At 64.6% G+C, this 19366-nt stretch carries 16 protein-coding genes and 1 tRNA gene; 4 read left to right on the top strand and 13 right to left on the bottom strand.

The features are described from left to right. Window positions 1-125: 125 nt before the first annotated feature. Window positions 126-2453 (top strand): hypothetical protein, encoded by a 2328-nt coding sequence (locus ATE71_RS13300; protein ID WP_058803790.1) that lies wholly within the window; start codon window positions 126-128, stop codon window positions 2451-2453. On the opposite strand, the gene ATE71_RS13295 is transcribed toward ATE71_RS13300, so the two are convergent. The 11 genes from ATE71_RS13295 to ATE71_RS13245 all read right to left on the bottom strand — a co-directional run bounded on the left by ATE71_RS13295 (window position 2450) and on the right by ATE71_RS13245 (window position 15946). After that, window positions 2450-2734: a hypothetical protein gene (locus ATE71_RS13295; protein WP_058803789.1), complete on the bottom strand. Its 285-nt coding sequence runs from the start codon at window positions 2732-2734 to the stop codon at window positions 2450-2452. The two genes, ATE71_RS13300 and ATE71_RS13295, sit on opposite strands and share 4 nt — an antisense overlap. Before the next feature lie 112 nt (window positions 2735-2846). Beyond that, entirely contained in the window at window positions 2847-3533 is a 687-nt protein-coding gene (locus ATE71_RS13290) for a response regulator transcription factor (protein WP_058803787.1), read from the bottom strand. A 14-nt stretch (window positions 3534-3547) separates the two neighbouring features. Next, the gene (locus ATE71_RS13285) at window positions 3548-6151 is read right to left on the bottom strand and encodes a sensor histidine kinase (RefSeq protein WP_235588012.1); all 2604 of its coding nucleotides are present in this window, start codon (window positions 6149-6151) and stop codon (window positions 3548-3550) included. Between the two features lie 62 nt (window positions 6152-6213). Then, window positions 6214-6807 carry a potassium-transporting ATPase subunit KdpC gene (gene kdpC, locus ATE71_RS13280; RefSeq protein WP_058803784.1) on the bottom strand — a complete coding sequence of 198 codons (594 nt, stop codon included), beginning with the start codon at window positions 6805-6807 and terminating at the stop codon, window positions 6214-6216. Between the two features lie 11 nt (window positions 6808-6818). Beyond that, window positions 6819-8858: a potassium-transporting ATPase subunit KdpB gene (gene kdpB, locus ATE71_RS13275; RefSeq protein ID WP_058803783.1), complete on the bottom strand. Its 2040-nt coding sequence runs from the start codon at window positions 8856-8858 to the stop codon at window positions 6819-6821. Window positions 8859-8871: 13 nt separating this feature from the next. Next, window positions 8872-10575 carry a potassium-transporting ATPase subunit KdpA gene (gene kdpA, locus ATE71_RS13270; protein ID WP_058803782.1) on the bottom strand — a complete coding sequence of 568 codons (1704 nt, stop codon included), beginning with the start codon at window positions 10573-10575 and terminating at the stop codon, window positions 8872-8874. Between the two features lie 14 nt (window positions 10576-10589). Beyond that, window positions 10590-10679, bottom strand: coding sequence for a K(+)-transporting ATPase subunit F (kdpF, locus tag ATE71_RS13265; protein ID WP_058803781.1), 90 nt, complete (start codon window positions 10677-10679; stop codon window positions 10590-10592). Between the two features lie 105 nt (window positions 10680-10784). Next, complete coding sequence (locus tag ATE71_RS13260) at window positions 10785-11633, bottom strand: TorF family putative porin (RefSeq protein ID WP_058803780.1); 849 nt, start codon at window positions 11631-11633, stop codon at window positions 10785-10787. A 157-nt stretch (window positions 11634-11790) separates the two neighbouring features. Continuing rightward, entirely contained in the window at window positions 11791-13902 is a 2112-nt protein-coding gene (locus ATE71_RS13255; protein ID WP_058803779.1) for a prolyl oligopeptidase family serine peptidase, read from the bottom strand. 74 nt (window positions 13903-13976) lie between these two features. Continuing rightward, complete coding sequence (locus tag ATE71_RS13250; protein ID WP_058803778.1) at window positions 13977-14399, bottom strand: DUF4112 domain-containing protein; 423 nt, start codon at window positions 14397-14399, stop codon at window positions 13977-13979. Between the two features lie 41 nt (window positions 14400-14440). Further along, a complete protein-coding gene (locus ATE71_RS13245; RefSeq protein ID WP_058803777.1) occupies window positions 14441-15946 on the bottom strand; it encodes an ABC transporter substrate-binding protein in 1506 nt (501 codons plus the stop codon). Window positions 15947-16033: 87 nt separating this feature from the next. Between ATE71_RS13245 and ATE71_RS13240 the strand changes: the two genes are divergently transcribed. Beyond that, the gene (locus tag ATE71_RS13240; protein ID WP_058803776.1) at window positions 16034-16981 is read left to right on the top strand and encodes a GNAT family N-acetyltransferase; all 948 of its coding nucleotides are present in this window, start codon (window positions 16034-16036) and stop codon (window positions 16979-16981) included. 13 nt (window positions 16982-16994) lie between these two features. Here the strand turns inward: ATE71_RS13240 and ATE71_RS13235 are convergent. After that, window positions 16995-17080, bottom strand: a tRNA-Leu gene (locus ATE71_RS13235). Window positions 17081-17171: 91 nt separating this feature from the next. Here ATE71_RS13235 and ATE71_RS13230 point away from each other — a divergent pair. Together ATE71_RS13230 and ATE71_RS13225 are read left to right on the top strand one after the other, a co-directional pair. Next, window positions 17172-18119 (top strand): ABC transporter ATP-binding protein, encoded by a 948-nt coding sequence (locus tag ATE71_RS13230; RefSeq protein WP_058803775.1) that lies wholly within the window; start codon window positions 17172-17174, stop codon window positions 18117-18119. Continuing rightward, window positions 18116-18883, top strand: coding sequence for an ABC transporter permease (locus tag ATE71_RS13225; RefSeq protein WP_058803774.1), 768 nt, complete (start codon window positions 18116-18118; stop codon window positions 18881-18883). The genes ATE71_RS13230 and ATE71_RS13225 overlap by 4 nt, the downstream gene beginning before the upstream one ends. 40 nt (window positions 18884-18923) lie before the next feature. On the opposite strand, the gene ATE71_RS13220 is transcribed toward ATE71_RS13225, so the two are convergent. Further along, complete coding sequence (locus ATE71_RS13220) at window positions 18924-19202, bottom strand: integration host factor subunit beta (protein WP_058803773.1); 279 nt, start codon at window positions 19200-19202, stop codon at window positions 18924-18926. Window positions 19203-19366: the final 164 nt, after the last annotated feature.

Genomic DNA, 19366 nt, shown 5'->3' with positions numbered 1-19366 from the left:
TGCCGCACTCCCCACTCGCAAGGTCGGAGGTCTGGCGTTCTGGCACGATCAAAATTTGCTATCGATCAGCCGCGAGCCGCCGCCCGGAGATTACGAAGCGGGAAACGGATATCCGACGTACCGACATGATGGTAAACTCGCCGCTTCGCTGCGATGCGCGCTCCGCATGCTGTCACCGCCGTCCGGATTTCGCAGCTTTTCTTACGTGTATCTGTCTTTGGCCGCTCGTCCCCGCGGCGGCGCAGGACCATATCGCCGCTAGTCTCTCGCCGCCGCCTGCCGATGGCGAGGCCATCGCGGTCGGCGGTGATCAGGAGATTGTCGTCACCGCGCGGTATGGCGAGGCGCTCGTCGAACCCGAAACCGAGTTGGACGAGCAGCAGATCGACGCCTATGGCGCCTATTCGATCGGCGAACTGGTGCGACGGATCGCCCCGTTGACCGGGCGCCCGGACGAACGACCGATCGTCCTGATCAACGGCGAGCGCGTCGATTCGATTCAGGATCTGGCCCGCTTCCCGCCTGCCGCGCTTCAGCGGCTCGCCATCCTGCGACCTGAAGCCGCCGGCCGATATGGGTATTCGGGCAATCAGCGCGTCGTGAACCTCGTCCTCAAAAAGCATTTCGTGTCATGGGAGACGCAGGCGAGCACGAAAATACCGACAAGGGGCGGGCGGATTGGCGGCAATGGTTCGGCCGGGCGTTTCGTCATTGACGGCAAGGCGCGATGGAACGCGCAGGTTCAGCTTTCGGGCGAGAGTGCGCTATTCAAAAGTTCGCGCGCGCCACCGTCGGTGCAGGCCGGTGAACTTTTCGATCCCGACGATTATCTCTCGCTGCTGCCCGCGACCAACCAGTTGTCGGTGTCGATGGGACTGACGCAGCCGATCGGACGCTTTACTGGCTCGCTCAGCGTCAACGCAGCCTCGAACGGTAGCCGGCAATGGCTCGGCCTCGCCGCCGGAGATCGCGGCCCAGGGGATGCGCTTGTCCTGTTCGGCCGGCAGAGCTCACAAAACCTTGGCCTGTCGGCAACCCTGTCGGGCCCCGTCGCGGGCGGGCGAGCTATACTGAACGCCAATTATGCGCGCGGCTGGGCCAGGGGACGCATCGACCAGCCCGGCGATGCGCTTCCCGATGACGTGCAGAGCAGCCGCACCCGGTCGAGCAGCGAAAGCTTGAGCGCGCGGCTGACGTTCAACAGGTCGATCGCCGACTTGCCCGCCGGATCGCTGAACGCGACGCTGACGGCCGGAATGAACCGCAGCCGAACCAACAGCCGCTTCGACAACGGCGTTGTCGATGACAACCGCAGCAGCCGGGCAGAGAGGGACCGGTTCGATGGACGGCTGTCGTTCGGGGTGCCGATCGCCAGCCGAAGCCAAAACCCGCATTCCCTGCTCGGTGACCTGTCGCTCGACCTCGCCGGCGGCCTGACCTTCGGCACAGGCGAGGCGTCGCGTTCGCGGTTCGAGTTGGGTGCGAACTGGAGCCCCATCGCCGCGCTCCGGTTCAATGGATCGGTGAGCTTCACCGAACTTGCGCCGTCGATCGAGCAGTTGACAGCGCCCTATTTCGAAGAGGTGCGGCGGGTTTACGATTACGCACAGCAGGAAATCGCCGAACCGGTTTGGGTGACCGGCGGAAACCCCGATCTCGGATCGGGCCAGCGGCGCATCTGGTCGCTGGGCGCCTCGCTTCGCCCGTTCGATCCCCGGCTACTCTCGCTCTCCGTCGAATATCGAAGGCAGCAGTCGACCGGCGCCGCCGGTGGATTTCCGGGGCTCGCGCCGGCGGTCGAGGCGGCCTTTCCCGAACGGTTCGTTCGCGATGCGACAGGCCGCCTCATTCGGGTCGATGCAAGGCCGATCCAGATCGTGCGCGACATCGACGAGCGGCTGAACAACAGCCTGACCGTGTCGATCGTTCCGCGCTCTGGAAGCAGGGCCGACCCCGCGAACGCCATCGCTTCGGCCGCCATGTGGACCTTTTCCTTGACGCTCAACCATGGATGGAGCCTCCGCAGCGAGCTGGTAACCGCGATCGGCCTTCCGGCGATCGATCGACTGGGCGGCGGTATCGCGCGGTCGCGGCACAATGTCGGCTTCCAGATCGTTTCAGGCCGCCCGGGCATGGGGGTGACGCTGGACGGGAATTGGCAAAGTCCCTTCCGCCTTCGCGATCCCGCAGCGCCGGGCAGCGGCACCGAATATCGTTACCGCGCCTTCACGACGTTGAACCTGCGGGTGTTCGTCGAGCCGGAGCGCCTGCTGCGGGGAACCGAAGAACCGGATTGGCTCAAGGACCTCAATATCTCGCTCGATATCCAGAATCTGCTGGACAGTTACCGGCGCGTCACGCTGGGCGACGGCAGCGTGCCGCCGGGTTATCGGCGCTACGATGCCGATCCGCTCGGCCGCACGATCAGCCTCGCGGTGCGAAAGCGCTTTTAGCGCGGGCCGCGCCCATCGGGCGGAAGGCGCGCGCGCCAGCGTTCGCCGACGTCTACCCGGTCGAAGATGTGTCGGCCCTGCGTCATCAGCACGGCCGCCAGGCTGGCGCACAGAAAGGTTGTGGCGGCGAGCAGCAATGCCTTGGCGTCGGGCTCAGCATCCGATTTCGACAGGTGGAGCGCGGCGAGTTTCCAGGCCGCGAGCGAAGACAGCGACCCGGATAAGACGCCGCACAGCCGCAATCCAATATCGGTCCGCTTTTCGTGTCGCCGGTCGTCCATGCTACAATCCTCGATGTAGCAATCCAGCTATAGCGCCCGGCATAGGGTTTCGAGATCGAATCCGCCGAAGCGCATATTGGCAGCATAAAGTTCGGCCGCGCGCGCCGCGCCGTCAACCGTCGCCAAGAAGGCGGTATCCAACGCCGAGTTCGTTGGCGATAACGCTGCCCACCGCGCCCGGCGCCTCGATCTTTTGCCGCAAATTCCGGATGACGATGCGCAGATATTCGACCGGCGCCTCTTCGCTTCCATGCCAGGCGGCGGCAAGGATGCGTTGGTGGGTCACGACGCGGCCGACGTTGGCGGCGAGCAGTGCCAGCACGTCATGCTCCTTGCGCGTCAAATGGGTTTCGACGTCGCCCCGGCGCGCGACGCGCTGGTCGAGATCGACTTCGAGTTCGCCCTTCCGGTAAATCTTCGGTGCGGTTTCGGACAGGCTGCGATGGCGAAGCGCGACGCGAAGGCGGGCCAGCAATTCCTCGCTGTCGAACGGCTTGGTCACATAATCGTCGGCGCCAAGGTCGAGCGCGGCGACCTTCTGGTCGGTGGCATCGCGCGCCGATACCACGAGGATGACGGTGTCGCCTTGCTTTTTCAAAAGCTGGACCAGTTCGAGCCCGTCGCGGTCGGGCAGGCCGAGGTCGAGCAGCACCGCATTGGGCTTTTCGATCGCCGCCAGGGCGAGCGCGCTTCGCCCGTCGACCGCTTCGATCGCTTCATAGCCTGCGCGTTCGAGCGTGTTGCGCAATAGGCGCCGGATCGAAAGTTCATCATCGACAACAAGGATTCTGGCGGACATCGGGGCAATATTTCCTAAATTTCGTTTCCCTCGGCCGCGTTGCGCACGATCAGTGCCGCGGGGAAGCAAAGGGTGAAATGTGCGCCGCTTCGGTCGGTCCGGTTCGCGGCTTCGACGGTCATGCCCATCGCTTCCGAAAAGGCCTTTACGATGGCGAGGCCGAGCCCGGTGCCGCCGACGGCCCGGTCCGACCCTTCGAAACGGCGAAAGGTTTCGAAGACTTCGGCTTCGCGGCCCGGCGGCAAGCCCGGGCCTTCGTCGATGACCGAGAGTTTGAGCAGGCCGAAGTTGTGCGTGCCCTCGATGACGATCGGTGTCGCCGGATCGGCATAGCGCCCGGCATTGTCGAGCAGATTCAACAGGCAATGATGTAGCAATTGCTGGTCGACCTTGACCAGCGGCATGGCCGGCGGGACGGCGAGGTTGATCGCATGGCCTTCGAGCGAGCGACGGGCATCGTGCGCGGCGGCCGCGACGGCGTCTGCAAGGTCGATGGCTTCGACCTTCAGATTGAGCGCACCCGCCTCGACGCGTGCCATGTCGAGCAGGTTAGCGACAAACCGGTTCAGCCGGGCCGCTTCGCCTTCGATCGTGCCGATAAGTTCCGGTGTCGCGCCGTGGCGCAACTCGGCCGCTGCCCCCATAACCGCAGTCAGCGGTGTGCGGAGGTCGTGGCTGACCGACGACAGCAAGGCGGCGCGCAGCCGGTCGCGTGTCCTGACGGCTTCGACGTCGCGCATTTCCTCTGCGAGCCGCAACCGTTCAAGCGCCAGCGCCGCCTGATCGACCAGGCTGGCCAGCAGCGGAAACTGGTCGGGCCTCAGCGGATTCCCACCGTCGTCGCTCGCGAGGCCGAGCACGGCTTGAACCTTTTCACCCGCGCGCACCGGCTGGAAATACCAGTCGGAGGCGGCCAGCGTCCCCGATCCCTTTCCGGTGGGCATGTCGTTGTCGAAAGCCCATTGCGCGGCTGCCAGCTCCATCGTTTCGAACCGGAACTGCGGCCCGCTGGCGGCCTGGACGACCAGCCCGGTGTCGCCCGGAACCAGCACGACCGTGCGCAAGTCGAAGAGGCGGGCGATATCCTCGCAGATCGTTCGCGCCAACGCGATCGGATCGTCGATCGGGGTCAGGCGGCGCAGGAAACCCGCGAGCGCGGCATTGGTGCGCGCGCTCGCGGCTGCCATGTCGGCTTGCGCCCGCACGCGCGCGGTGAGCTGGCTGGTCACGATCGCGACGCCGAGCAGGACGAAGATCGAGATGATGTTTTCGGGATTGCTGACCGTCAGCGTACCGGTCGGCGGCAGGAAGAAGAAATTATAGGCGAGGCTGGAGGCGATCCCGGCGAACAGGCCGGTGCGCAGCCCGAACAGGGTCGCCGCGGCCATGACCGGCAGCAGATAGAGCAGGGCGACGTTGCCGAGATCGAGAATGTGGAACAAGGCGCTCGCCGCGGCGGTAAGGGCGCCGACCATCGCGGAGGTCCACAGGTATCCGCGCCGCGAACCCCATGCGCCGCGCGCGCGAAGGCGCGTCGAAGCAACGGGAGGAGCATCGAGCGGCAGGACATGGACCGCAACACCCGGCGTTTCGCGGACAAGGCGGTCGACCACCGAACCGTGACGCAGTTCGAACAATCGCGACCGGTGCGACTTGCCCACGATGAGCTGGGTTGCGCGCGCTTCCTGCAAATAGGCCTTGATACCGTCGACGATCGCGATCGCGGGCTCGGTCGCGACGTTGCCGCCGAGCTGCGTTGCGAGATTCATGGTTGCGGCGAGCCGGCGGTGTTCGGCTTCGCCGAAGGATTGGGCCCGCTGCGTTTCGATATACAGCGCGGTCCATGGCGCGTGCAGCGCGTCCGCGCTCCGCTTGGCGGCGCGCACGAGGCCGTCGGCGCCGGGAAGCTCGTTGATCGCGACGACGATCCGCTCGCCCCCTGCCCAGGTCCCGCCGACGCCGAGCGCGCGTACATGGTCGAGCATCTGCGTGTCGACCGCCTGTGCGGCGCGGCGCAGCGCGAGTTCGCGCAGCGCCGAGAGGTTCGATTTGGAGAAGAAGTGCGAGAGCGCGCGTGTCGCTTCTTCGGGCAGGTATACCTTCCCGGCCTTCAGCCGCTCGATCAGCTCGTCGGGCGGGATGTCGACGACCTCGATCTCCGCCTGTTCGAGGATCGAGTCGGGCACCGTTTCGCGAACGCGAACGCGCGTGAAGGATGCAACGACGTCGTTCAGGCTTTCGATATGCTGGATGTTGAGCGTCGAATAGACGTCGATGCCGGCGGCGAGCAGTTCCTCGACATCCTGATAGCGCTTGGCGTGGCGGCTGCCGGGGGCGTTGGTGTGGGCGAGTTCGTCGACGAGTACGAGGCGGGGCGCGCGCGCGAGGATCGCGTCGAGATCCATTTCGCCGAGCGTGCGGCCTTCATAGGACACGGCGCGGCGCGGCATGACCTCGTGCCCGCGAACGAGCGCCTCGGTTTCGGCGCGGCCGTGGGTCTCGACGACGCCGATCACGACATCAACGCCGTCGCGCGCCCGCGCCGCGCCGTCGGAAAGCATGTCATAGGTCTTGCCGACGCCCGGCGCCGCGCCCAGAAATATCTTGAGACGGCCCAAGCCCTCCTGCGATGCCTGTCGCAGAAGGGCTTGGGGGTCGGGTCGATCTGGACCGACGCGTCTCACCGATCGGGGCTGGTCCCGAGGCGATCGAGCTCGCGGTTGATGGCGAGCAGGTTCACCCTCTTTTCACCGATAAAGCCAAGCAAGGGATGAGCGGTCTGTTCGGCGACGAGTGCGCGCACCCGGCTTTCGGTTAGCCCGCGCGCGCTGGCGATGCGCGGCACTTGAACCAGTGCGGCTTCGGGCGACAGGTCGGGGTCGAGCCCCGAGCCGCTTGCCGTCACCAAATCGGCAGGGAGCGCGCCGACCACTCCTTCGGCGCGGCGCTTTGCGGCGTCGGCGCTGACGCGGTCGGCCAGCACCCGCGCCGTCGGGCCAAGGTTCGATCCCGACGAAGCGAGGCCGTCATAACCGTCGCCAGCCGCCGAGGGCCGGGTCTGGAAATAGCGATCGGAGGTGAAGGCCTGTCCGACGACGGCGGACCCGATCACCTTGCCACCGGAATCGCGAACGAGGCTGCCGTTCGCCTGGCTGGGGAATAGCGCTTGTCCGATGCCGGTCATCGCAAGAGGATAGCCGATACCGAGCAGGATGGCGAACAGGATCGTCATGACGATCGCGGGTCGCAGCGAGGATATGATGTCGTTGCCCATGCTGATGCTCCTCAGGCGAGACCGAGGCCGCCAACGGCCAGGTCGATGAGTTTGATACCGATGAACGGCGCGACGAGGCCGCCGAGGCCATAGACAGCAAGGTTGCGTGCGAGCAGCGGACCGGCGGCCATTGGCCTGTACGTAACGCCGCGGAGCGCGAGGGGCACGAGTAGCGGAATGATCAGCGCGTTGAAGATGATCGCCGACAGGATCGCGCTTTCGGGCGTCTTCAGCCCCATGATGTTGAGGACGCCCAGCCCCGGATACAGCGCGACGAACATCGCGGGGATGATCGCGAAATATTTGGCGACGTCGTTCGCGACCGAAAAGGTCGTGAGCGCGCCGCGGGTCATGAGCAATTGCTTGCCGAGCCCGACAACCTCGATCAGCTTGGTCGGGTCGCTGTCGAGATCGACCATATTGCCGGCTTCGCGCGCCGCCTGGGTGCCGGTGTTCATCGCAACGCCGACGTCGGCCTGCGCGAGGGCGGGGGCGTCGTTGGTACCGTCGCCGCACATCGCGACGAGGCGGCCGCCCTCCTGTTCCTTACGGATCAGTTCGAGCTTGTCTTCAGGCGTCGCCTGCGCGAGAAAATCGTCCACTCCCGCCTCGGCGGCGATTGCTGCCGCGGTCAGCGGGTTGTCGCCGGTGATCATCACCGTGCGGATGCCCATCTTGCGCAATTCGCCGAACCGTTCGCGGATTCCGGCCTTGACGATGTCCTTGAGGAAGACCGCGCCCAGCAGCTTGCCATCGACGGCGACGGCCAGCGGGGTACCGCCGCCGCGCGCGATATCGTCGGTGATGCGGCGGAGTTCGGTTGCCGCCGCCGTCTCCTCGATGCCGGGATTGGCCTTGAGGACTGAATCGACCGCGCCCTTCTGGATGATCGTCGCGCCGATTTTTACCCCTGAAATACGCGTTTGGGCGGTAAAGGGGATCACCTCGGCATCTTGTGGCAGCGATCGGGTCGTGACGCCGAAGCGTTCGCGCGCTAGGGCCGTGATCGAGCGCCCCTCGGGCGTTTCGTCGGCAAGGCTCGCGAGCAGCGCGGCCTCGGCCAGCTCGCCGATTTGTACGCCGCCGACGGCGCGGAACTCGCTCGCTTGACGATCGCCGATCGTGATCGTGCCGGTTTTGTCGAGCAGCAGGACATCGACATCGCCAGCCGCTTCGACCGCGCGGCCCGACTTCGCAAGGATGTTGAAGCGCACGAGCCGGTCCATGCCCGCAATGCCGATGGCCGAGAGCAGCGCGGCGATCGTTGTCGGGATCAGCGTGATCAGCAGCGCGGCGAGGATGCTGACCGGGATCGAGCCGCCCGCGTAGGAAGCAAAGCCGGGGACGGTTCCGACGGCGATCAGGAAGATGATCGTGAGCCCGACGAGCAGCAGCGTCAACGCGATCTCGTTCGGCGTCTTCTGCCGCTCGGCACCCTCGACGAGCGCGATCATCCGGTCGAGGAAGCCCTGGCCAGGATTGACCGTGACGCGCACCTCGATCTGGTCGGAGATCACGCGGGTGCCTGCGGTGACAGCCGAACGGTCGCCGCCCGCCTCTCGGATGACCGGGGCGCTTTCACCGGTGATCGCGGCTTCGTTGACCGAGGCGACGCCGAGCACGACCTCGCCGTCCGACGGAATGAGCTCGCCCGTCTCGACGAGTACGATGTCGCCGACCCGGAGCGCGCTGGCAGGGACGTTTTCGACCTGTCGCGCGTCGCCGCCCTTGAAGCGCTTGGCGGTCAATTCGGCCTTGGCCGCACGGAGCGAGGCGGCCTGCGCCTTGCCGCGCCCTTCGGCGAGTGCTTCGGCGAAGGTGCCGAAGAGTACGGTCAGCCAGAGCCAGACGACAAGCTGGAGCTTGAAGCCGGTCGCAAGACCATCCTGTCCGACGACGAGCAGCGCCGTCAGCAAGGTTGCCACGACGGCGGTCGTGAACATCACGGGATTGCGGACCAACTCGCGCGGGTCGAGTTTGCGGAATGCGTCGCGGATCGCCGGGGCGATCAGGTCGGCGGTGAAAAGGGATTTTGTGTTTGCGCGTGCCATGTCGGCTCCCCGCTCAGAAGGTTTGGCCGTGGATCATCGCGAGATGATCGGCGACGGGACCGAGCGCGAGGCTCGGCAGGAAGGTGAGGCCGCCGAGGATCAGGATGATCCCGACGAGCAGGCCGACCCAGAGGCCGCCGGTGGTCGGAAAGGATCCGGCGCTTTCGGGTGTGTAGGTTTTCGCTGCGAGGCTGCCCGCGATCGCCAGCATCGGCACGATGATGAAGAAGCGGCCGAGCCACATCGCCGTGCCGAGCAGACCGTTATAGAAGGGCGTGTTCGCGGTGAGGCCGGCGAAAGCCGACCCATTGTTCGCGGTCGCCGAGGTGAAGGCGTAGAGCATTTCCGAGAAGCCGTGGGGCCCCTTGTTCAGCGGCCCCGCCAGCCCCGCGTCGGTGACCGATGCGAGTGCGGTGAGGCCAAGGATGAGGAGCGGCAAGGTTGCGATCGCGAGCACCGCGAGTTTGACTTCCTTCGCTTCGATCTTCTTGCCGACATATTCGGGCGTGCGTCCGACCATCAGGCCCGCGACAAACACCGCGAGGATCGCGAACAGCAGGAAACCATAGATGCCCGCGCCGACACCTCCCACGACGACTTCGCCCAGCTGCATGTTGATCAGCGGGACCATGCCACCGATCGCGGTGAAGCTGTCGTGCATCGCGTTGACCGCACCGCACGACGCGGCGGTGGTGATGACGGAAAACAGGGAAGACGCTGCGATGCCGAAACGCACCTCCTTGCCCTCCATATTCCCACCGGCAACGCCGAGCTGGTGGAGGATCGGGTTGCCTGCCGCTTCCTGCCAATAGGTGATCGTAACGCCGGCGAGAAACAGGATCAGCATTGCGGAAAGGATCGCCCAGCCCTGACGCGTGTTGCCGACCGCCTTGCCGAAGGTCCAAGTCAGGCCGAAGCCGATGACGAAGATCGACAGCATCTGCACCAGGTTGGTGATCGCATTCGGATTTTCGAAGGGATGCGCGCTGTTGACGTTGAAAAAGCCGCCGCCGTTGGTGCCGAGCAGTTTGATCGCTTCCTGCGACGCCACCGGCCCGATCGCCAGCGTCTGCCTCGCGCCTTCGAGGGTCGAGACGTCGACTGTCCCGGCGAGCGTTTGCGGCACGCCGTTTGCGATATAGACGATCGTCAGCAGGATGCAGAGCGGCAACAACAGATAAAGCGTGATGCGTGTCGCGTCGGCCCAGAAATTGCCAATCGTCGCGGCGGATCGCCGCGCAAACCCGCGGAACAGGGCAAAGGCCAGCGCAATGCCCGTCGCTGCGGAGAGGAAGTTGTGGATCGCCAGGCCGAGCATCTGGCTCAAATTCGACATCGTCGACTCGCCGCCATAGCTTTGCCAGTTGGTATTGGTCGTAAAGCTGATCGCAGTATTGAACGACAGATGTTCGCCGAGTCCCGCCAACCCCTGTGGATTGCCCGGAAGGACGCCCTGGAGGCGGAGTATGCCATATGTGAAAAGCATCAGGACGAAGTTGAAGATGAGCATATGCACGGCGTAGCGGCGCCAGCCCTGCTCGGCGGCGGGATCGATGCCCGCGAGTTTGTAGAAGCCGGCCTCGACAGGACCGAGGACGGCGTGGAGCGGCGTGCGCCGACCTTCGTAAAGCGCAAAGAGCCACAGGCCGATCGGTTTGGTCAGCGCGAGCAAGATGCCCGTGAAGGCGATGATGAGGATCCAGCCCTGAAGGGTCATGGGGGCGCTCCTTTCTAGAAGCGTTCGGGGCGGATCAGCACCGCCACGAGATAGAGGAGAAGACCGGAAGCGGTGAGCGCGGCAAGCCAGAGATCGAGGGGCATCGCGTCACCTCATGCCTTGTCGCACAGGCGCGCATAAGCGAGCGTCGCCGCCAGCAGCCCAGCCATGATGGCGATCCAGAGCAGGTCTTGCATTGTCGGTCCTTTCTAGAAAGCGGCGGTCAGCGACAGGGTGACCGCGCCGTCGGAGATCGATCCGGTGCCGTCCTGGCCCTTGCTGAATCCTGGTTGGAGATAGGCGGCATCGGCTGCCGAAATATCAGTGTCGACGTAGCTGACGTTCAGCGTCAGATTTTTCCACGTCGCGTCGGCGCCGACCGACCAGTCCCAGTAGTCGCCGGTGGGCGTCACGCTGGTGGCATTGGGGCCGAGCCCGTCGTTGCCCGAACTGCGACCGATATGCGCCTTGGCGGTGATCGGCGTCCCGGCGATCGCCACTGCCGCATCGCCCCAGAGGTAAAGATTGTCCTCCTTGTCGCCCGGATCGTTATAGATTCCCGACGCAGCATCGGCGCCGGTCAGATACCAGCGGCCGAGCGCTTGCTGTTTCGGCGCATAGGCGACGCCGGCGGTCAGCGTCGCGGGTCCGCTCGTGCCGGTGAGCTTCGCATAGGGTTCGGCGAAGTCGCTTTTGTCGGCGCCGCCCGGATACATATACCAGGTCAGGCCGGCATCGAGCGTCGCGTGATCCGAAAGCGGCACCTTGTAGCCCGCGATCAGGTCGAGTTCCATGTTCGCGCCGCCGAACGTGCCCCATGCGGAGAGGTTCGCGGCCCAGGCACCAGCGTAGAAGCCGCTTTCGTGCGTGAGCGTGAGTCCGCCCTGGACGGCCATATTCTCGTCGGTCTGCGAAATGCCGCGGAAACGATAGTCGGACGCCAGCGTGGCCGATCCGCTGACGGTGGCCTTGGGTACATCGCCGGGGGATTGGGCATGAACCGGTGTCGCGGCCAGTCCCGCAAGACCGATGATTAGGAAGAGAAGTTTTTTGCGCATATGTCCCCCATTCGCGATTCCGCCACCGCCAATCGGTGGAGAAAGCGAATCATGAGGACGCCCAATTAGGTGGGCTCAGCGTTGCAATTCGAGAGCGATTTTGCGCGAGCGCATATGTTTTCCATATGCGCCGGGGCAGCGGCGAGCGGGCGCGGCGTTATTTCTTCTCCGCCAGTTCGCGCAGCAGGAAGCCATGGAGCATCGCGGCGCGCACCGCATCCTCGGCGTGATCGGCGCCGACCGAATGGCCTCCCTCTATATATTCGTGATAATAGACGCGATTGCCATTTTCCATCAGCCGCGCGGCAAATTTGCGCGCGTGGCCGGGATGGACGCGGTCGTCCTTGGTCGAGAGATAGAGGAAGATCGGCGGGTATTTCACGCCATTGCGGATATTGTGATAGGGCGAATATTTCGACAGGAAGGCCCAATCCTCGGGCACGTCGGGATCGCCATATTCGGCGACCCAAGAGGCGCCGGCGAGCATCTTGTCGTACCGCCACATATCCTTGATCGGCGAGCCCGAGATGACGGCGCCATAAAGGTCGGGGCGCTGCGTCATCGCCGCGCCTACGAGCACGCCGCCGTTCGAGCGCCCCGAGATCGCGATCCGGCCCTTGGCGCTGACGCCGGTCTTCACCAGATCCTCGGCGACCGCGTGCAGGTCGTCGAAGCTGTTCTGCCGCTTTTCGCGCAGCGCCGCCTGGTGCCAGGCGGGGCCATATTCGCCGCCGCCGCGGATATTGGCGAGGACATAGGCATTTCCGTCCTCGACCCAGAACAGCCCGAGCGGTCCCGCACGATAGGGCTGGCCGGTAAGATAGCCCGGCGTCTGCGCCGCGCGGAAGCCGCCATAGGCGTGGATCAGTGCGGGGACGGGGCCGGTCGAGCCCTTTTTGCGGGCAAGGAAATAAGGGATTTTCGTACCGTCCTTCGACGTCGCAAAGCGTTTCTCGACGCTCATGGCCGCCGCGTCGAAGGTCGCGGGAAGGCTCTGTATTGCCTGCGGGGCGCCCTGTTCCGACGCGGCATAAAGCGTCGGCGGCATCAGCATGGTTTCGGCGGTGACGAGCGCGAGGTTGCGTTTGCCGACGGTTCCGGCGATGCCGACCGTCGCATTCGCGGCGACGGGGACTTCCTTTTGGCTCCATGCGCCGGTCACCGGGTCGCGGCGAAGCGCGAACAGCTTGCCCTCAACATCGTCGAGCGCCTTGACCCACAGGATATCGTCGGTCGCCGCGACATCTTCGATGGCCTGCGCCTTCGTCGGGGTCATCGCGGTGACGATCGGCACCTTGCGGTCGGCGGACATATCCGCCAGCGAAAGCGAGACCAGCGAACCGGCCGGAATGCCCGCCCAGTCCTGATTGAGGAAGATGATGAGTTGCCCGTCGATGACGTCGCGAACGCTCGCCGTATCGGGGACGATCGTCGAGATATAGCGCGAGGCGTCGAGGTTCGGCAGCTTGATGTCGGCGGTGTAGAAGGTCTTGCCCCGGCTGATCATCGGCCAGCGCTTTTCGCCGTCGACGAGCGCGAAGACGTTCATGCCGACATCCTCATGCTCGCCCTCGGCCACAGTCGTCGCCGCCGACAGCGGCGTGCCGCGTTTCCAGCGCTTGACGATGCGCGGATACCCCGACGCGGTCATGCTGCCGTCGCCATAGTCGGTCGCGACGAGCAGGGTGTCGGCGTCCTCCCACGTCACGCTGCTCTTCGCTTGGGGCAGGGTGAAGCCGCCCCTGACGAAGCTTTTGGTCGTGCGGTCCAATTCGCGGACGATGTCGGCGTCGGTGCCGCCAGGGCTCAGCGAAACAAGACAGCGCTTGTAATCGGGCGCGAGGCAGTCGGCCCCGTGCCAGACCCAGCTCTGCTTCTCCGCTTTACCCAGCGCATCGACGTCGATCAGCGTCGTCCATTCGGGTTTTCCTGCCAGATAGGCATCTAGCTGGCTCTGCCGCCACAGCCCGCGTGGGTTGGCGGCGTCGCGCCAGAAATTGGTGATCGTATCGCCCATCACCTCGCCCGGCATCGCGATCTGTCGATCGTCGTCGAGGATTTCGCGCGCGCGCTGGCGATCCGCCTCGAAGCCAGGGCGCGTGCGGATCAGTTTGTCGGTGGCCGCATTTTCCGTCTTGACCCAATCGAGCGCCTTCTTGCCTTGGATATCCTCGAGCCAGAGATACGGGTCGTCGCCCTGCGGCGCAGCAGCCGCAGCGGCGGCGAAGAAACAGCTGAGGGCAAGCGCGGCAAGGCTGGCGCGGATCATTCGAATGTCTCCCCTGGGGTGTGGAGGCGCTGTGCTAGCAGCATTACACACCCCAAGGGAAGACGGCGACGCGCCTATTGGTCGATGACGATCGTGCCCGGATGATGCTTGTCGAGATGCTTCTTGATGATCCGAAGGTTGCGCGTGTTCGAGCGGAAGAAAAAGTCGAAGGCATCGCCGACGAGCGGCACCGCGCCCAGCGCCGTGTCGACGCCGAGATTGCCGACCATGCGCCATATCTTCCATTTCGGCATGCCAAGGTTGCGTGCTTCCCAGATGAGATAGGCGCCCATCGTCGCCGCGATCACGTCGCCGACGACGGGAACGAGGCCGACGATCGCATCGAGCCCGACAGGGCGGTTGATGCCTGGGATGACAAAGCTGCGTTCGAGCAGCATTTCGAGCGTTTCGACGCGCTTGCGCAGCGCGGCGGGATCGTTCCGGTTCTGGATCAGCGCGTCGAAGATCGCATCGGGATTGGGGGGCGAAGGGGCCATCCGGGTCCTTTCAAAAGCGCTCGAAAGTGCAGCGCCGATATTTAGTTAGGGCGCGCGATCAGGTGATTCAATGGGTGCTGCGCGCGCCCGTTGGCGCGCAGGCCCGTGAGCCGCTGCGACGCGACCGACCAGCGAAGCGGGGTCGCAAGCGGAATGAAGGGTGCATAGCGCGCCAGCACCGCCTCGGCATCGCCGATCTGTGTACGGCGTTGTCCCGCGTCGATGTTGTTCGTCGCTTGGTCGATCAGGTCCTGCGCCTCGCGGTTGCAGAGCGTGTCGCGGCGGCACGACAGGCGGCGAAGCGCCCAGAGGGCATCGTCGTTGGGCGCGACCTCGTCGATCAGGCGCAGGTCGGCCGTCGAGGCCATGGCGACGCGCTGGCTCGGCACGCCGATCGCTGCGAAATCGGCCGCGACATAGGCAAAGAGGATACGTCCGCCGGGTGAGTCAGGGACGGCGATGCGCACCGGGTCAATATCGCGTCCGGCGCCGCGCCAGGCATCGACGACGCGTTTCGCCTGCGCGATCCGCGATGCTTCGTCATATTCGGCCCAGGTCGGCACGAGAGGGGCGGGGCCGCCATCGCGGGCGTAAAGCGCCGGACGCAAGGTAACTTGCGGTTGCCATTCGGCCAGGCCGAAGGCTTCGACCAGCCGTTCGCGCCGGATCGCGCGGACCAGCGCACCGCGATTGACGTCGGTGGCAAGGAAACCCTCGGCGCGCAGGAAGGTCAGGCCGAACAGGCCGGGGACAGGATCGACGATGAGCCGCGAGCGCCCGATGTTCGAGGCAACGAAATAGGGGAGGGTCGAAAAACGCCCCCCGATGACGCCGTCGGCATAGCCGTTCTTGAAGCGCGCAAGCGCGCCGGGGGGCGACGTGCCGACGAGTTCGATCGACGCGGCAGGGTCGTTCGCTGCCGCTTCGGCCGCTTCGGGATCGTCGGCCAGCGGATCGGGGACGGGCGACAACAGCACCGCGTGGCCGATCTTGCGGGAGCGCATCGGGCCCCAGCCCATGCCCTTGTTCACGATCGCCATCGACGGCTGCGCAAGCAGTTCGAGGATAGCGGGCTGCGGCACCGAAAGGCGGATTTCGATGACGGTATCGGTCATCGCCTTGATCGTCTCGACCTCGGGAAAATCGTCTTTCAATATATGGCGGCTGGCCGGCGCCAGGTAGGATCGCATTATCGCCGCGACATCCTCGGCCGTCACCTTGCGACCATTGGTCCATTTCGCCTCGCGCAGGCGGAAGATATAGCTGCGTCCGTCGGTGGTGACGGTCCAGCGATCGGCAAGGCCGGTGTCGATCTGCCCCTCGCCGTCATAGCTGACGAGCCCTTGCGAGGTCGCGTCGAGCAGCGCGGCATTGCCAGTCGACAATTCGCCCTTCAGCGGTGTAGCGGCGGGGTTGATGGGTCCCAGGGCGGCAATCTTGACCGGGCCGCGTTCGCGAAACAGGCCGCAACTCGACACGGCAAGCGCAAGGCCGGTGGCGGCCGATATCCATATTGCGGCGCGCCCATATTTGCCTCTTGCCGTCATTATTCGCCTTGTCCCTCCTGTCGCGTAAGCCAATCATAACCATGTGCTGCGAAACGGGAATAGCCGTATCGAAACAAATGAGAGGTCATGGGGGACAGGGGCGAACAACAGGCGGGCGAAGCGGTTGCGCTGCGCATCGAGGTCGCGGGGCGGCCGATCGGGCATGTCCGGCGCCGGCTGCGTATCGTGCCGCATGGGCTCGATGCGCTCCTATCGGACGCGCTGTTGTCGGATGGGCAGGCCGGTCTGCCGCCGCCCGCGCGCGACGGCTGGCTGCTGCGCTCGATGCCGGTGGCGCGGCTGTCGGCGCTCGAAGGCGCGATGACGGGCTGGCTGCGGTCGGTACGGCAAGTCTATCCGCGTCACTATATCCCGATGGAAGGGGCCCGTTTCGACGATTGGTGGCAGGGTTTTTCGGCCAAGACGCGCTCGACCCTGTCGCGCAAGGCGCGGCGCCTGGCCGACCGGTTCGACGGCGGATTTACCGTTCGCTCCTATAGCAGCGCCGATGAGGTCGCCGAGTTCATGACCCTTGCCGGGGCGTTGTCGGCGCGCACCTATCAGCAGCGGTTGATGCAGGCGGGGCTGCCTACGGACGACGAGCATATCGAGCAGGCAATGGCGGAGGCTGCGCAGGGCAATATCCGCGCGTTCCTGCTGTTCGCCGAAGGCCGCGCGATCGCCTATCTCTACCTGCCGGTCGAGCGCGATATCCTGGTCTATGCCCACCTCGGCTATGATCCCGATTTCGCCGACCTGTCGCCGGGAACGGTCCTGCATGTCGAGGCGATGCGCCAACTCTATGCCGAGGGGTGTTTTCGCGCATTTGATTTCACCGAAGGCGACGGCGCGCACAAGGCGCAGTTCGGGCGCGCCTCGGTCGCCTGCGCCGATGTCCTGCTGCTTCGCCCGTCGCTGCGCAATCGCGCGGCGCTTGGCGCCATGCGGACGATCGACGGCTTTGCGGCGGGCGCAAAGCGCCTGCTCGATCGCGTCGGGCTGCGCGCGAAGGTAAAGGCGCTCATCCGGCGCTGACCGCGCAATTATCTGGTGCGGACGGCGGGACTTGAACCCGCATGTCACTAGGACGGCAGATTTTAAGTCTGCTGCGTCTACCGATTTCGCCACGTCCGCACGATCGACGCCGGTCAAGCCGATGCCTCGGTGGAGGTCAAGCGATGTTTGCCGCTTCACGGCACGCGGTGGGTGGGTTAGATGGCGTGCCATGACTCCAGTCCTCGAAATTTCCGGCCTCGGCAAAACCTATCAAAGCGGTCACACAGCACTCAGCGACGTCGACCTGACCATCAACAAGGGCGAGATTTTCGCGCTGCTCGGGCCGAACGGCGCGGGCAAGACGACGATGATCAGCATCGTCTGCGGCATCGTGACGGCCAGCACCGGCACGGTCACCGTCGGCGGGCACGATCATGCGCGCGATTTTCGCGCCGCGCGCACGATGATCGGGCTGGTGCCGCAGGAATTGCACACCGATGCGTTCGAGACGGTGCTCGCGACTGTCAGCTTCTCGCGCGGCCTGTTCGGCAAGCCCAAGGATCCGGCGTTCATCGAACAATTGCTCCGCGACCTGTCGCTGTGGGATAAGCGCACGTCGAAAATCATGGAATTGTCGGGCGGCATGAAACGGCGCGTGATGATCGCCAAGGCGCTCTCCCACGAACCCGAAATCCTGTTTCTCGACGAACCCACCGCGGGTGTCGACGTCGAACTGCGCCGCGATATGTGGAACATGGTACGCGGGCTGCGCGAACGCGGCGTGACGATCATCCTGACGACCCATTATATCGAGGAAGCCGAGGAAATGGCCGACCGCGTGGGGGTGATCAGCCACGGGAAGCTGATCCTGGTCGAGGAAAAAAATGCGCTGATCAAGAAACTCGGGCGCAAGACGTTGACGCTCAATCTCGCCGAACCCTTGGCTGCGGTGCCCGAAGACCTTGCCCAGTGGAGCCTCGAACTCGCGGGCGACGGCAACGAGCTGATCTATGAATTCGACAGCCATGCCGAAGCCACCGGGGTTCCGTCGCTGCTGCGGCGAATGAGCGACATCGGCATCGGCTTCAAGGACCTGCACACGAAGCAAAGCTCGCTCGAGGATATTTTCGTCGGGCTGGTGCACGAGGACAAGAGCGCGGCGGGAGCGGCGGCATGATTTCGAATATTCGCGGCATTCGCGCCATCTACCTTTTCGAAATGGCGCGGTTCGGCCGCACGTTCTGGACCAGCCTGATGCTGCCGGTGATCACCACCGCGCTCTATTTCGTCGTCTTCGGATCGGCGATTGGCAGCCGGATGAACGAGGTCAGCGATGTCCCCTATGGCGCGTTCATTGTGCCCGGGCTGATGATGCTGACGATGTTCACCGAAAGCATCAGCAATGCGTCTTTCGGCATCTATATGCCCAAATGGACGGGCACGATCTACGAGATGCTGTCGGCGCCGCTGTCGCCGCTTGAGACGGTGATCGCCTATGTCGGCGCCGCGGCGACCAAGTCGGTGATCATCGGAACAATCATCTTCGCCACCGCCCACCTCTTCGTCGACGTGCAGGTCGCGCATCCGCTGCTGATGGCCGCCTTCATGATCCTGATGGCGGTGACTTTTTGCCTGTTCGGTTTCATCATTGGCATCTGGGCCAAGAGTTTCGAGCAGCTTCAGGTGATCCCGATGCTGGTCATCTATCCGCTGACTTTTCTGGGCGGTGCCTTTTACTCGCTCGACATGCTGCCTACGGCGTGGCGGACGGTAACCCTGTTCAATCCCGTCGTTTACCTGATCAGCGGCTTTCGCTGGACCTTCTTCGGCAAGGGCGATGTGGGGATCGAGGTCAGCATGGGCGCAGTCGCGCTCTTCCTGGCGCTCTGCCTCGGCGTCATTTTCTGGATGTTCCGCACGGGGTACCGGTTGAAAAACTAGGCCGGTGACGGCCTGTTAGCCGGTATCCCGCGGGACGATATCAACTGTTCAGGCGCTCGCGCATTTCCTTGCCCGGTTTGAAATAGGGCACATTCTTCGCCTTCACCTCGACCGCCGCGCCCGTGCGGGGATTGCGGCCCGTGCGCGATTCGCGCGAGCGGGTCGAAAACGCGCCGAATCCGCGCAATTCGACGCGGCCGCCCGCGGCAAGCTGGTCGACAATGGAATCGAAGAATACATCGACGATGCGCTCGACCTCCTCGAGCCGCAGGTCGCTGTTTTCGCTCGCGATCTTCTGAACCAGTTCTGACCGGATCATCTGCTTCCCCTAATATATATAGCCACGCTTTCCCGCCGAGGCAGGATTCCGGACGTTGCCGGTTCATAGTGCGTGAGACCCCTCCCAACGCGCGCGGAAGGTATCACGAATCACCGTTTGGTCAAAATATATCACTGAAAGAAAAAGGCCCGCAGAGGGACACT

It is taken from the genome of Sphingopyxis sp. H115, from assembly GCF_001468465.1.
Taxonomy (GTDB): domain Bacteria; phylum Pseudomonadota; class Alphaproteobacteria; order Sphingomonadales; family Sphingomonadaceae; genus Sphingopyxis.
Note: the sequence above shows the minus strand (reverse complement) of the source record. Positions and strands in the feature narration are given on the sequence as shown.